Below are 13,223 nucleotides of genomic sequence, written 5' to 3' on the forward strand. Positions count from 1 at the left end.
CGCCGCGAAGGCCGGCGCACGGGCGCCTCGTCGCCGAGCGGCCGGGCCATCGCGGCCTTACGCGACCGAGGTGCGCAGCGAGCCGTCGCGGTAGCGCTTGGCCATGTCGGCGAGCGCGATCGGCTTGATCGCGTCGGCATGGCCGGCGGTGCCGAACTCCTCGAAGCGCTGCGCCGCGAGCTTGGTCACGGCCGCCATGGCCGGGCCGAGATACTTGCGGGGGTCGAACTCCTCGGGCTTCTCGGCGAAGACCTTGCGGATGGCGCCTGTCATCGCGAGGCGGCAGTCGGTGTCGATGTTGATCTTGCGCACGCCGTGGCGGATGCCGCGCTGGATCTCGGCCACCGGCACGCCCCAGGTCGGCTTGATCTCGCCGCCATACTTGTTGACGATCTCCTGCAGGTCTTCCGGCACCGAGGAGGAGCCGTGCATCACCAGATGGGTGTTCGGCAGCCGGGCGTGGATCGCTTCGATGACGTTCATCGCCAGCACGTCGCCGTCGGGCTTGCGCGAGAACTTGTAGGCGCCGTGCGAGGTGCCCATCGCCACGGCCAGCGCGTCGACATGCGTGTCGGCCACGAAGCGCGCGGCCTCGGCCGGGTCGGTCAGCAGCTGGTCGTGCGACAGCGTGCCCTCGAAGCCGTGGCCGTCCTCCTGCTCGCCGCCGCCGGTCTCGAGCGAGCCGAGCACGCCGATCTCGCCCTCGACCGAGGCGCCGGCCCAATGCGCCATGTCGGAGACGCGGCGGGTGATGCCGGCATTGTACTCGTAGTCGGCGAGCGAGGTGCCGTCTTCCTGAAGCGAGCCGTCCATCATCACGGAGGTGAAGCCGTGCTGGATGGCGGTGAGGCAGGTCGCTTCGTTGTTGCCGTGGTCGAGATGCATGCAGATGGGAATGTCGGGATGCATCTCGGCCAGACCCTCGATCAGCCGCGCCAGAATGAAATCGTTGGCATAGGCGCGCGCGCCCCGGCTCGCCTGCAGGATCACCGGCGAAGACGTCTTCGCCGCCGCCGCGAGGATCGCGAGGCCCTGCTCCATGTTGTTGATGTTGAAGGCGGGAACCCCGTAGCCATGCTCGGCGGCATGGTCGAGAAGCTGGCGAAGGGTGATCAGGGCCATCGGAAGCGAATTCCCAAAGTTGGAACGAAGGTCGGGTTGAGGATCAGGAGAGGGACGAGACGACGTCCGAGACGATGCCGAGATAGCCTTCGGCCTTCCAGGCGGAGCGCCCGATGAAGAGCCCGTCGATATTCGCGCGGTTGGCGAGATCGACGCAGTTCGCGGGGTTGACGCTGCCGCCGTAGAGCACCGCCAGCGGCGAACCGAGCTCGGCCGCGGTCAGCTCCTTGACGCGGGCATGCTGCTCGTCCGCGAAGGCGGGATCGGCCGGCGTGCCGCCCTCGCCGATCGACCAGACGGGCTCGTAGGCGATGATGACCTTCGCGCCGCCGGCCCACTCCACCATGGAGATCGCGGCCTGCGTCTGTCGCTTCAACACCTCGCCGGTGCGGCCGGCCTCGTATTCCTCGCGCGTGTCGCCGATGCAGACGAGGGCGGTCAGCCCGTTGCGCACGGCCGCGGCGGTCTTCTTCGCCACGGTCTCGTCGGTCTCGGCGAAGAAGGTGCGGCGCTCGGAATGGCCGATCTCGACCAGCCTTCCGCCGCAATCCTTGACCTGCGCCGGCGAGATCTCGCCCGTCCAGGCGCCGGCATTCTCCCAATGCGCGTTCTGTGCGCCGACGATGACGTCGGTCTCGCCCAGCGCCTCGGCCGCGCGGTGCAGCACTGTGAAGGGCGGGATGACGAAGAGCTGCGCCTGATCGCTCTGCTTCGACCAGTCGGACGCCCGCAACGCCTCGCAGAAGGCGTCGGCCTCGCGGATCGTCTTGTTCATCTTCCAACTGGTGCCGATCCAGGGACGCTTGGTCACGATGGTCTTCCCCCCATTCGATGCTGTCGCCGCTCCGAAACGGCTCGTTCGCCCCGGCCCGCGCGAACGAGCACGGGCCGGGGCGTCGAACGTTCAGCCGGCGATCTTGGCCTTGGCCTTCTCGGCCAGCTTCTCGGCGGTGAGGCCGAAATGCTTGTAGAGGTCCGGCCCCGGCGCAGAGGCGCCGAAGGTGGTGAGGCCGATCACGTCGTCTTCCTCCTCCACGAAGCGGGTCCAGCCGAAGGGGCTGGCGGCTTCGATGGCGAGGCGCGGCGCGGTGCCGAGAACCGTGTCGCGATAGCTCTTCGGCTGCTCGGCGAAGAGCTCCCAGCAGGGCATGGAGACGACCGCTGCGCGGATGCCGTCCTTCGCCAGCAACTCGCGCGCGGCCACTGCGATCTCGACTTCGGACCCGGTGGAGAGCAGCGTCACCTGCCGCTCGCCGCCTTCGGCTTCGGCTAGCACGTAGGCACCCTTGGCCGAGAGGTTCTCCGTGACGTCGCCCGAGCGCAGCGTCTTGAGGTTCTGGCGCGAGAGCACGAGCGTCGTCGGGTGCTTGGTGTTGGCGAGCGCCGCCTCCCAGCACTCGGCGGTCTCGACGCCGTCGGCGGGGCGCATCAGCAGCATGTTCGGCATGGCGCGCAGCGACGCCAGATGCTCGATCGGCTGGTGGGTCGGGCCGTCCTCGCCCTGGCCGATGGAATCATGCGTCATCACGTAGACCACCGGCAGATGCATCAGCGCCGAAAGGCGCATCGCGGGCCGGGCGTAGTCGGAGAAGCACAGGAACGTGCCGCCGAACGGGATGAAGCCGCCATGCAGCGCCAGACCGTTCATCAGCGCGGCCATGCCGTGCTCGCGCACGCCGTAGAACACGTAGTTGCCGCTGGCATCCGCCGGCGTGATCGGCTTGGCGTCGCCGGCCTTCGTCAGGTTCGAGCCGGAAAGGTCGGCCGAGCCGCCGATGAGCTTGCGCGACTGCGCCGAGAGCGCCTCGATCACCATCTGGCCGGCCTTGCGGGTGGCGAGCGAGGGCTTGTCGGCGGCGATCTTGGCCTTCATGTCGGCAAGGATCGACGCGGCGTCGCCGTCGAAGCCGCCCTTCATGATGCGGGCCCATTCCTCCGCAAGCTTGGGCTCGGCGGCGTCGAGGCGCTTCTGCCAGTCGGCGGCTTGGGCCGAGCAGCGCGAGCCCACCTTCTTCCAGAAGTCGGTGACCTCGTCGGGCAGCACGAAGGGCTCGTGCGCCCATTTGAAGTTCTCGCGGGCGAACGCGATGCCCTCGGCGCCGATCGGCGAGCCATGGACGCCGTGCGTGCCCGCCTTCTTGCCGACGCCGAAGCCGATCGTGGTGCGGCAGGCGATGAGCGTGGGCTTGTCGGAGTTGCGTGCCTTCGCGATGGCGGCATCGACGGCTTCGGGGTCGTGGCCGTCCACCTGGTCGGTGTTCCAGTTCGAGGCGGCGACGCGGGCGAGGAGGTCGTCGGAGGTCGAGATCTCGGTGGAACCGTCGATGGTGATGCGGTTGTCGTCCCACAGCACGATCAACTTGCCGAGCTTCAGATGGCCGGCGAGCGAGATCGCCTCCTGGCTGACGCCCTCCATGAAGCAGCCGTCGCCGGCGATCGAATAGGTGTAGTGGCTGCAGAGATCTTCGCCGAAGCGCTCGCGCAGGATCTTCTCGCCGAGCGCCATGCCGACGGCCGTGGCGAGACCCTGGCCGAGGGGGCCGGTCGTGGTCTCGATGCCGCCGCCCTCGCCGAACTCGGGATGGCCCGCCGCCTTCGAGCCGAGCTGGCGGAAGCGCTTGAGCTGGTCGATCGGGAAGTCGCGATAGCCGGTGAGATGCAGAAGCGAATAGAGCAGCATCGAGCCGTGGCCGGCCGAGAGCACGAAGCGATCGCGATCGGCCCAGTCGGGGTTCGCGGCGTCGAATTTCATGTAGCGGCTGAACAGGATGGTGGCGACGTCGGCCATGCCGAGCGGCATGCCGGGATGGCCCGAATTGGCCGCTTCCACCGCATCCATCGAGAGGAAGCGGATGCCACTGGCCATCAGCTTGGTTTCGTCGAGATCGAGCGCGGGAAGATTGGCGGTGTCCATGGGAAACGTCCTTCAGCTTCGGTCTGGGCGCCGCCGCGCGCCGAGCGGCGGCGTGGCGGGCAAGGACGCGCCGGCCCCGGCTGGAGCGATGCATCCCGATCGGGCGTCAGCAATCCCACGGGGCCCCGCCGGAATCAATCGCCCGTCGATGAATTTGTTCATCTGCACATGGTCGTGCCATATGATCGGCTCGACGAGCCTGCTCTGACGCCCGCTCCGTTCGTGTGAAGGAGGTTTCATGGATGCCTTGGGGACCACCGACTTCGACACTCTGACACGGATCGCCCGGCGCTATTATGAAGGCGACGCCACGCAGGCCGAGATCGCGGCCGAGTTCGGACTCTCGCGCATGAAGGTCAGCCGCATGCTGCGTCAAGCCCGCGAGGAGGGCGTGGTGGACGTGCGCATCCGCGTCCACCGCTCGGTCGCCGGCGACGTCGAGGATCGGCTGAAGGCGCGCTTCGGCGTCAAGGCCGCGCTCATCGCGGTGGACCGGCGCGATCCCGAAGCCCAGCGCGCGGAGGTCGCGATGGTGGCGTCCGACTATCTCGAACGCATGCTCTTCGACGGCGCGACGGTGGCGGTGGGCATGGGTCGCAACGTCGCCGCGGTGGCCGACACGCGAGGCCGCGCGGTGCTGCAGTCCGGCACCTTCGTCTGCGCCACCGGCGGCGCGCACCGGGCCGGCGAGCCCTGGAATGCCGACCATATATGCCGCAAGCTCGCCAAGCGCTTCGGCGGCACGCCCGAAACGCTCTATGCGCCGGCCTACGTGCCGGAGGCGGACCTGCGCGATGCGCTCCTGCGCAACCAGACGGTTCGGCGCACGCTCGACGTGGCGCGCGGCGCCGACTTCGCGCTCATCGGCATCGGCGATCTCGGCGAGGAGAGCCACATGGTGCGCATGGGCTGGTTCAAGCGCGACGAGATCCTGGCGGCGCGGGCCGCCGGCGTCGTCGGCGATCTCATGGGCTACGATTTCTACGATCTGGCCGGGCGCGAGCGCAACGAGATCCTCGGCGGCCGGGTCGTGGGTCTGCGGCTCGACGAGATCCGCGCGATCCCCAACGTCTTGGCGATCGCCGGTGAGCCCAACAAGATCGTCTCGATCCTCGCGGCGCTGCGCACCGGCGTGGTGGACGTGATCGCCACGTCGCTTTCCAACGCGCAGAGCATCCTGGCCATCGACGACGCGACCCGGACAAGCGCCGGACCTTGAACACCTGAACGCGAGGTGTTTATTGTAACGGCAGTGCCGACACGGCAGTCGGCGGGATACGGCGGCGAAGGTCGTTCGAACGCCCCGTCGCATGGGACTCGATTCGCGGAGATCACGGAATGAAGATCGTATTGGGCGGCGACAGCGCCGGCGTCGGGCTGGTCAAGGTGTTGGCCGAGCACCTTTCGAAGCGCGGCGACCTCGAAGTGGTGGATGCCAGCGCCGCCCCCGCCGGCTCGGACGAGCGCTACGCCTCGACTGCCGACCGCATCGCCTCGTCGGTTCTGTCGGGCGAATACGAGCGCGCCATTCTCGTCTGCGGCACGGGCATCGGCGTCTGCATCTCCGCCAACAAGGTGCCGGGCATCCGCGCCGCTTTGACCCACGACACCTACTCGGCGGAGCGTGCGGCGAAGAGCAACAACGCGCAGGTCATCACGATGGGCGCGCGCGTCATCGGGCCGGAACTCGCGAAGTCCATCGTCGATGCCTACCTCGCGTCCGACTTCGATCCTGCGAGCTCATCCGGCCCCAATGTCGATGCCATCGACGCGCTCGACGGCAAGTACAAGGCGCACTGACGGGCCTGCCGGGCCTCGCCGTCCAATTTGGGGCGGCAAGGTCTGAACACGCGAGGCGCGTGATCGCTGCCGGCCGTTTCACTGGATTGCGGCCCGAGACACCCCATATCCGGACGATACACGATCGATCGTCCGCGCGATCCTTCCGCTTCACGGCGGACAGGAGCGGACGTTCAACGCATTGGTAGGAGTCATCATGAGTGTCGCTTTCGTCAAGGAACCGAACGATCTTCAGGTCGAGACGCTGCCGGACCGCGATCTCGGGACGGATCTCAACCTCGTGACCGCACGCGGTTTGCACCTCATCGAGACTGAGCTGAACGAACTCGAGGAGCGCTTGGAAGCGGCACGCACCGCCGACGACCGGATCGCGATGGCGACGATCCAGCGCGACCTGCGCTACTGGAACGCCCGCCGCGCCTCGGCCGAACTCGTGGCGCCGCCGGCCGATGCCGACACCGTCCATTTCGGCAGCCGCGTGACGGTGGAGCGTGACGACGGTCGCCGCCAGACCTTCCGCATCGTCGGCATCGACGAGGCCGATCCCGCGCAAGGGCTGCTCTCCTACCTGTCGCCGCTCGCCCGCGGCATGGCGGGCAAGGAGGTTGGAGACGTCGTTCCGGCCGGGCATGACGACGCCGAGATCGTCGACATCGAGATGGCAAGCGACGACGCCTCGAAGGCTTGAGACGAGGTCCGCCTCCCGGTCCTGTCCTGCTATAGAGCAGGGGATCACCGGGAGGATTTCATGACGACGACGCGACCCAGCCAGACCATCGGCTTCATCGGCCTCGGCTACATGGGCCATGGCATGGCCAAGAACATCGTGGAGGCCGGCTACGGTCTCCACGCGCTTGCCCACACGCGGCGCGAGGCGATCGACGATCTCGTGGCGCGCGGCGCCGTCGAGGCGTCGTCCATCCGCAGCCTCGGGCGCGACTGCGACGTCGTCGTGCTCTGCCTTCCCGGCTCGGAGCAGGTGGAGGCGGCGGTGGCCGGGCCGGACGGCTTGCTGTCCGAAGCGCGCACCGGCCTCGTCATCATCGACGCGTCGACCTCCGATCCCGTCTCCACCCGCCGCCTGGCCGACCTTGCGACGGCGAAAGGAGCGACGCTGGTCGATGCCCCGCTCGGACGCACGCCGAAGGAGGCGTGGGAGGGCACGCTGGATTCGATGGTCGGCGCGGAGGACGACGTGTTCGAGGCGGTGCGCCCGCTGATCGAGACATGGTCCGGCCGCATCATCCGCACCGGCGAGCCCGGCTCCGGCCACACGATGAAGCTTCTGAACAACTTCCTGTCTCTCGGCTACGGCGCGCTCTACGCCGAGGCACTGGCCGTCGCGGCCAAGGCCGGCATCGAGGCCTCGACCTTCCACGGCGTCATCACCGGCGGCCGGATGGATTGCGGCTTCTACCAGACCTTCATGCAATACGTGGTGGGCGGCGACCGCGACGCCCACAAGTTCACGCTGCGCAACGCCCACAAGGACACGCGCTATCTCGTGTCGATGGCCAACAATGCCGGCATCGCCAGCCATATCGCCTCGGCCGTGCTGAACAGCTATGCGACGGCGGATGCCATGGGCCGCGGCGGCGATTTCGTGCCGATGCTGACCGACGTCGTGGCCGAACTCAACGGCTTGAAGCGCTGATCGTCAGGGGCGCGTCGCCAGCCAGATCATGTGGCGGGCGCCGCGTCGGCTTCGTCCGGCCCGCGTCGGAACCTCTTCCACCGTGAAGGCCGAGCGCTTCAGCCGCGACGTGAAGGCGGTGTCGGGACCGGACGACCAGACCGCGAGGACGCCGCCCGGCTTCAATGCCTCGCGCGCGGCGGCCAGCCCTGTATAGTCGTAAAGCCCGTCATTGGCGGCCATGGTCAGGCCGTCCGGCCCGTTGTCGACGTCGAGAAGGATGGCGTCGAACCCGCCCTTCGCCTCCTCGATCACCGCCGCGACGTCGTGCTCGACGACCGAGACGCGGGGATCGTCGAGCGTGCCGGCGTGAAGCCCGGCCATCGGACCTCGCGCCCAGGCGACGACCGATGGGACGAGCTCGGCCACCACCATTGCTGCATCCGCCGGCAGATGGGCGAGCGCCGCACGCAAGGTGAAGCCCATGCCGAGGCCGCCGACGAGCACGCGAGGGTGCGACCGGCCGGCGATCCGATCGCAGGCGAGCGTCGCCAGCGCTTCTTCCGAGCCGCTGAGGCGGCTGTTCATCAGCTCGTTCGCGCCGAGCATGATCGAAAACTCGTGACCCCGCTGCATCAGCTTCAGCGTGCCGCCATCGCCTGGGATGGCGGCGGTGTCGAGATGGACCCAGGGAATCATGCGCAGCCTCCTGCCGGACGGGTTGTGATCTCTGCCAGACCGCCGGCGGCTTGGCCATCGGCTCGCCCCGCCGCCGCCGAGGCCTAGCTAGGGTGGAAAGGCCGCCGCGCTCCGTAGGCGCTGGCGCCGGTGAAGCAGGAGACCCTTCATGTCGCGAACCGACACCACCCACCGCCGCATCGTCCTCGCCTCGCGGCCGGTCGGTGCGCCCACGGCCGCCGACTTTCGCGCCGAAGATGCCGCCATGCCGGAGCCGAGTGAGGGCGAGGTGCTGGTGCGGACGCTCTATCTCTCGTTCGACCCCTACATGCGCGGCCGTATGAGCGACGCGCCCTCCTACGCCCCGCCGGTGGAGATCGGTGCGACGATGGTGGGCGGCACGGTGGGACGCGTGGTGTCGTCGCGCCATTCCGGCTTTCGGGAAGGCGATCTCGTGTCCGGCTTCAGTGGCTGGCAGAGTCATGCGGCGCTCGCTGGCGACACGCTCCGCAAGCTGCCGGCCGATCTCGCGCATCCGTCCCATGCGCTCGGCATCCTCGGCATGCCCGGTTTCACCGCCTATACCGGCCTTCTCGACATCGGCCGTCCCCGGCGTGGCGAGACGGTGGTGGTGGCCGCGGCGAGCGGCGCCGTGGGTGCGGTGGTCGGTCAGGTCGCCAGGATCGAGGGATGCCGCACGGTCGGCATTGCCGGCGGGGCCGAGAAGTGCCGCTATCTCACCGAGACGCTCGGCCTCGACGTCGGTCTCGACCATCGCGCACCGGATTTCGCCGAGCAACTCGCCCGCGCCTGCCCGGACGGGATCGACGTCTATTTCGAGAGCGTCGGCGGTGCGGTCTTCGAAGCGGTGCTGCCGCTTCTGAACGTCCATGCCCGCATCCCCGTCTGCGGGCTGATCGCGCAGTACAATGCCGACGGCTAGGCGGAGGGCCCTGATCGCCTGCCGGGCCTGATGGGCGCGATCCTGCGCAAACGTCTTTTCGTGCAAGGATTCATCATCGGCGATCACTACGGCGAGGGCCGCTACGAGCGCTTCTTCGAGCGAATGAGCGGGTGGCTCACTGAGGGCCGTGTGCACGCGCGTGAAGACGTGGTCGAGGGGCTGGATGCCGCGCCAGATGCCTTCATCGGACTGTTGGAGGGTCGCAACTTCGGCAAGCTCGTCGTGAAGGTCGCCGACGGCTGACGGGATCTTCGCTGCCACGAAGACGGGCATTGTCTCGTGCTGCCGAAGGAATATGCTGGTAGGCGTCAGCGCAACGGAGGTGAGCCTTGGGCTATCACTGGGATCTCGGCGGCACGCGATACGGCTTCGCCGACCTGAAGCGCCTCCTCGCAGCCGCTTCTCCGCGGCGATCCGGCGACGAGTTGGCCGGGCTCGCCGCGACTTCCGACGCCGAGCGGATCGCCGCGCGACTGGCGTTGGCCGGTCTGCCGCTGGCGACCTTCCTCGACCACCCGCTCGTGCCCTATGAGGAGGACGAGGTCTCCCGCCTCATCGCCGACACGCACGACACGGCCGCCTTCGCGCCCATCCGGCATCTGACGGTCGGCGGCTTCCGAGACTGGCTTCTGTCGCATGAGGCCGACACTGCGGCCCTTTCGGCGATCGCTCGGGGGCTGACGCCTGAGATGGTGGCGGCGGTGTCGAAACTGATGCGCAACCAAGATCTCATCGCCGTGGCGCGCAAAGTGCGGGTGGTCACGGCCTTCCGAACCACGCTCGGGCTTCCCGGCCGGCTCGGCTCGCGGCTGCAACCCAACCACCCGACCGACGATCCCCGCGGCATCGCCGTCTCGGTGCTCGACGGGCTGCTCTACGGGGTCGGCGATGCCGTGATCGGCATCAACCCGGCGAGCGACAACGTGCCGAACGCCGTGGCGCTGATGGAGATGCTGGACGGCTTGCGCCAGCAATACGAAATTCCCGTGCAGACCTGCGTCCTCACGCACGTCACCAACTGCATCGAGATCATCGAGCGCGGCGCGCCGGTGGATCTCGTCTTCCAGTCGGTGGCGGGCAGCGAGGCCGCCAACCGCTCTTTCGGCGTCGATCTCGCTGTGCTTCGCGAGGCGCACGAGGCCGGGCGGAGCCTGAAGCGGGGCACGGTGGGCGAGAACGTCATGTATTTCGAGACGGGGCAAGGCGCCGCGCTCTCGGCCGAAGCGCATCACGGCGTCGACCAGCAGACGATGGAGGCGCGGGCCTACGCGGTTTGCCGCGCGTTCGACCCGCTGTTGGTGAACACCGTCGTCGGCTTCATCGGCCCCGAATATCTCTACGACGGCAAGCAGATCGTGCGCGCCGGGCTGGAGGACCATTTCTGCGGCAAACTCCTCGGCCTGCCGATGGGCTGCGACGTCTGCTACACCAACCATGCCGAGGCCGACCAGGACGACATGGATGGGCTGATGACGCTGCTCACCGCCGCCGGCTGCACCTTCCTCATCGCCGTGCCCGGCGCCGACGACATCATGCTGAACTACCAGTCGCTGTCGTTCCACGACATGCTGTACCTTCGCGCGGTCATGGGCGTGAAGGCGGCTCCCGAGTTCGAGGCTTGGCTCGACAAGATGGGCATGGTCTCGGGCGAGGGGCGCCTGCGCGAACTCGAGATGCGCGACCCTCGCGTCTCGCGCATGCTCGACCGCATTCCGCTGGTCTCCGGAGCCGCGGCGTGAGCGCGATCGTCTTCACGGGGGGCGCATCATGAGCGATCCCAAGCCTCCCGGCCCGATCGACCCTTGGGGCCCGCTGCGCCTCGCCACGACGGCGCGCATTGGGCTCGGACGACGCGGCGATGCCATGCCGCTGCAGTCGGTGCTGGAGTTCCAGGCGGCCCATGCCAAGGCGCGCGACGCCGTGCACGCTCCGCTCGACGTCGAAGCGCTTGCGGCGGCGCTCGGCGGGCACGAGGTGCTGACGCTGGCGAGCGAGGCGCCGGACCGCGCCACCTATCTTCGGCGGCCCGACCTCGGGCGCCGCCTTTCGCCTACCTCCATCGAAACGCTGGCAAACGCCGAGACCGGCTTCGACATCGCCTTCGTGGTGGCGGACGGGCTGTCGGCCACGGCGGTCGCACAGAATGCGGCGCCGCTGCTGCACGCTGCCGTGCGGCGGCTGGGCGACCTTCGCATCGCGCCGGTGGTGGTGGCCACCCAAGCGCGCGTTGCGCTCGGCGACGATGTCGGCGCGGCGCTGGGCGCCCGGCTGGTGGCGGTGCTCATCGGCGAGCGGCCGGGCCTCAGCGTCGCCGAGAGCCTCGGCATCTACCTGACCTTCGACCCCCTGCGCGGACGGCGGGACTCCGAGCGCAACTGTATCTCCAACGTCCATAGCCTTGGCGGGCTCAGCTACGAGCAGGCAGCGGACAAGCTCGCATGGCTGGTGCGCGAGGCGCTGAAGCGCGGCGTCACCGGCGTGGCCCTGAAGGAGGACGAGGGCGCGACGCGGATCGATGGCGCGTCTGCGCCCGTGCTCGAATAGGGGCTGCTCCATCCGGCAAGCCGGCCGACGGCGATGCGAGCGTCGAGCTTTGCGCGCGACCTGCGTCAGGCGGGATGGCGCAGCGTCAGCCGGCCGCTGTGGAAGCCACCGTTGCCGCCGAACCGGCCTCTCGCAGCCGTGCGACCTGCCGCGTCACCGCCGAGCGGAACACCTCGGAGGCTGGGAGGTCCGCGCCGAACACCTCGCCGAAGCCGAGATAGGCGGCGACCAGCGCCTCGGGCGTCGATGCCGCCTGCGTCGCCTCGCGGATGCGCCCGGCGAGGGGGTCGCGCACGTCAATTGGCTCGCCCCGCTCGTCGCATCCCGCGGCGTAGACCATCCAGCCGGCGAGACCGAGCGCCAGACGATCGAACGGCTGGCCGGCGGCGAGGCGGTCGCGGATCGTGCCGAGCAGGCGCTGCGGCACCTTCTGCGAGCCGTCCATCGCGATCTGCCAGGTGCGGTGGCGCAGCGCCGGGTTGCGGAAGCGCGCGCGCAACTCCTCGCAATAGGCGGCCACGTCGAAGCCAGCGAGATCGGGCAGGGTGGGCGAGACCTCCTCGGTCATCAGCGCGCGCACGAGCGGCTCGAAGCCGGGCGCCGCCATCGTCTCGGCCACCGTCTCATGGCCGGCGAGATACCCGAGATAGGCCAGCGTCGAGTGACTGCCGTTCAGAAGCCGTAGCTTCATCGTCTCGAAGGCGCCGACCTCGCGCGTGAAGGTGACGCCGTGCTCCTCCCATTGCGGACGCCCGCTCGGGAAGTGGTCCTCCACCACCCATTGCGAGAAGGGCTCGGTCATCACAGGCCAGCGGTCCTCCACCCCGAGAGCCGCGGCGACCATCGCGCGGTCGGCGTCCGTCGTGGCGGGAACGATGCGGTCGATCATCGTGGAGGGAAAGGCGATCTCGGCGGCGACGAAGGCGCCGAGCGCGGGATCGCGCAGCTCGGCGAGCCGGCGCACCACCTTGGCGACCGTATGCCCGTTGGACGGAAGGTTGTCGCAGGAGAGAACCGTGAGCGGCGGCAGGCCGGCCTCGCGGCGCAGGCGCAGCGCCTCGACGACGAAGCCCGGCGCCGAGCGCGGCGCCTGCGGGTTGGCGAGATCGTGGACGATGTCGGGATGGCTCTCGTCGAGTTCGCCCGTCGCCGGGCGGTGGCAATAGCCTTTCTCCGTCACCGTCAGCGAGACGATGCGCGCATCGGGATGGGCGAGCGCGGCCAGCACCGCGGCCGGGTCTTCCGGTGCCACCAGTTGCCGAAGGATCCCGCCGATCACCTGGAACCGGTCGCCCGTGCCGTCGCGCACCGCCACGGTGTAGAGCCCGTCCTGCGGCTGAAGCGCGTCGCGCGTCTCGGCCGAGCGCAGCGAGACGCCAACCGTGCCCCAGCGCAGGTCGCCGCCGGCCAACGCCCGCTCGGTGTAGACGGCCTGATGGGCGCGGTGGAAGGCGCCGAGGCCGAGATGGACGATGCCGGGCTTCAGGGCGGTGCGGTCGTAGCGGGGGCGCTCGACCGTTTCGGGCAGCGCGGCGAGGGTCTGTTCGGTCAGGCGTGTCATCACGGGC

11 protein-coding genes and 1 pseudogene are annotated in these 13,223 nt (G+C 69.0%); 7 read left to right on the forward strand and 5 right to left on the reverse strand.

What is annotated here, in order from left to right; genetic code table 11:
- Positions 1-57: 57 nt before the first annotated feature.
- The 3 genes from fba to tkt form a co-directional block, all read right to left on the reverse strand.
- Entirely contained in the window at positions 58-1,122 is a 1,065-nt protein-coding gene (fba, locus tag GGR04_RS08820; RefSeq protein WP_183199493.1) for a class II fructose-bisphosphate aldolase, read from the reverse strand.
- Between the two features lie 43 nt (positions 1,123-1,165).
- Positions 1,166-1,933, reverse strand: coding sequence for a triose-phosphate isomerase (locus GGR04_RS08825; RefSeq protein ID WP_183199494.1), 768 nt, complete (start codon positions 1,931-1,933; stop codon positions 1,166-1,168).
- Between the two features lie 93 nt (positions 1,934-2,026).
- Positions 2,027-4,036: a transketolase gene (gene tkt / locus GGR04_RS08830; RefSeq protein WP_183199495.1), complete on the reverse strand. Its 2,010-nt coding sequence runs from the start codon at positions 4,034-4,036 to the stop codon at positions 2,027-2,029.
- A gap of 238 nt (positions 4,037-4,274) precedes the next feature.
- On the opposite strand from tkt, the gene GGR04_RS08835 reads away from it, so the two are divergent.
- The 4 genes from GGR04_RS08835 to GGR04_RS08850 all read left to right on the forward strand — a co-directional run bounded on the left by GGR04_RS08835 (position 4,275) and on the right by GGR04_RS08850 (position 7,490).
- Positions 4,275-5,255 carry a sugar-binding transcriptional regulator gene (locus tag GGR04_RS08835; RefSeq protein ID WP_183199496.1) on the forward strand — a complete coding sequence of 327 codons (981 nt, stop codon included), beginning with the start codon at positions 4,275-4,277 and terminating at the stop codon, positions 5,253-5,255.
- A 119-nt stretch (positions 5,256-5,374) separates the two neighbouring features.
- Complete coding sequence (gene derI, locus GGR04_RS08840) at positions 5,375-5,836, forward strand: D-erythrulose-4-phosphate isomerase (RefSeq protein WP_183199497.1); 462 nt, start codon at positions 5,375-5,377, stop codon at positions 5,834-5,836.
- Positions 5,837-6,032: 196 nt separating this feature from the next.
- Positions 6,033-6,524, forward strand: a complete 492-nt coding sequence (gene greA, locus GGR04_RS08845) for a transcription elongation factor GreA (protein ID WP_183199498.1) — start codon at positions 6,033-6,035, stop codon at positions 6,522-6,524.
- A 21-nt stretch (positions 6,525-6,545) separates the two neighbouring features.
- Positions 6,546-7,490, forward strand: a complete 945-nt coding sequence (locus GGR04_RS08850; RefSeq protein WP_281383071.1) for an NAD(P)-dependent oxidoreductase — start codon at positions 6,546-6,548, stop codon at positions 7,488-7,490.
- A gap of 3 nt (positions 7,491-7,493) precedes the next feature.
- On the opposite strand, the gene GGR04_RS08855 is transcribed toward GGR04_RS08850, so the two are convergent.
- Positions 7,494-8,168: a spermidine synthase gene (locus GGR04_RS08855; protein WP_183199500.1), complete on the reverse strand. Its 675-nt coding sequence runs from the start codon at positions 8,166-8,168 to the stop codon at positions 7,494-7,496.
- Positions 8,169-8,316: 148 nt separating this feature from the next.
- Between GGR04_RS08855 and curA the strand changes: the two are divergent.
- The 3 genes and pseudogenes from curA to eutC all read left to right on the forward strand — a co-directional run bounded on the left by curA (position 8,317) and on the right by eutC (position 11,655).
- Positions 8,317-9,354: pseudogene (curA, locus tag GGR04_RS08860) on the forward strand (NADPH-dependent curcumin/dihydrocurcumin reductase).
- An 86-nt stretch (positions 9,355-9,440) separates the two neighbouring features.
- Positions 9,441-10,850: an ethanolamine ammonia-lyase subunit EutB gene (locus tag GGR04_RS08865; protein ID WP_183199501.1), complete on the forward strand. Its 1,410-nt coding sequence runs from the start codon at positions 9,441-9,443 to the stop codon at positions 10,848-10,850.
- 28 nt (positions 10,851-10,878) lie between these two features.
- The gene (eutC, locus tag GGR04_RS08870; RefSeq protein ID WP_183199502.1) at positions 10,879-11,655 is read left to right on the forward strand and encodes an ethanolamine ammonia-lyase subunit EutC; all 777 of its coding nucleotides are present in this window, start codon (positions 10,879-10,881) and stop codon (positions 11,653-11,655) included.
- A gap of 85 nt (positions 11,656-11,740) precedes the next feature.
- Here eutC and GGR04_RS08875 read toward each other — a convergent pair whose 3' ends face one another.
- Positions 11,741-13,216 (reverse strand): mannitol dehydrogenase family protein, encoded by a 1,476-nt coding sequence (locus GGR04_RS08875; protein WP_183199503.1) that lies wholly within the window; start codon positions 13,214-13,216, stop codon positions 11,741-11,743.
- Between the last annotated feature and the right edge of the window lie 7 nt (positions 13,217-13,223).

It is taken from the genome of Aureimonas pseudogalii (assembly GCF_014196835.1).
GTDB lineage: Bacteria > Pseudomonadota > Alphaproteobacteria > Rhizobiales > Rhizobiaceae > Aureimonas > Aureimonas pseudogalii.

Coding starts and splice junctions, on each gene's coding strand:
- fba (WP_183199493.1), bottom strand. CDS start 1,122: ATGGCCCTGATCACCCTTCGCCAGCTTCTCGACCATGCCGCCGAGCAT.
- tkt (WP_183199495.1), bottom strand. CDS start 4,036: ATGGACACCGCCAATCTTCCCGCGCTCGATCTCGACGAAACCAAGCTG.
- GGR04_RS08835 (WP_183199496.1), top strand. CDS start 4,275: ATGGATGCCTTGGGGACCACCGACTTCGACACTCTGACACGGATCGCC.
- derI (WP_183199497.1), top strand. CDS start 5,375: ATGAAGATCGTATTGGGCGGCGACAGCGCCGGCGTCGGGCTGGTCAAG.
- greA (WP_183199498.1), top strand. CDS start 6,033: ATGAGTGTCGCTTTCGTCAAGGAACCGAACGATCTTCAGGTCGAGACG.
- GGR04_RS08855 (WP_183199500.1), bottom strand. CDS start 8,168: ATGATTCCCTGGGTCCATCTCGACACCGCCGCCATCCCAGGCGATGGC.
- eutC (WP_183199502.1), top strand. CDS start 10,879: ATGAGCGATCCCAAGCCTCCCGGCCCGATCGACCCTTGGGGCCCGCTG.
- GGR04_RS08875 (WP_183199503.1), bottom strand. CDS start 13,216: ATGACACGCCTGACCGAACAGACCCTCGCCGCGCTGCCCGAAACGGTC.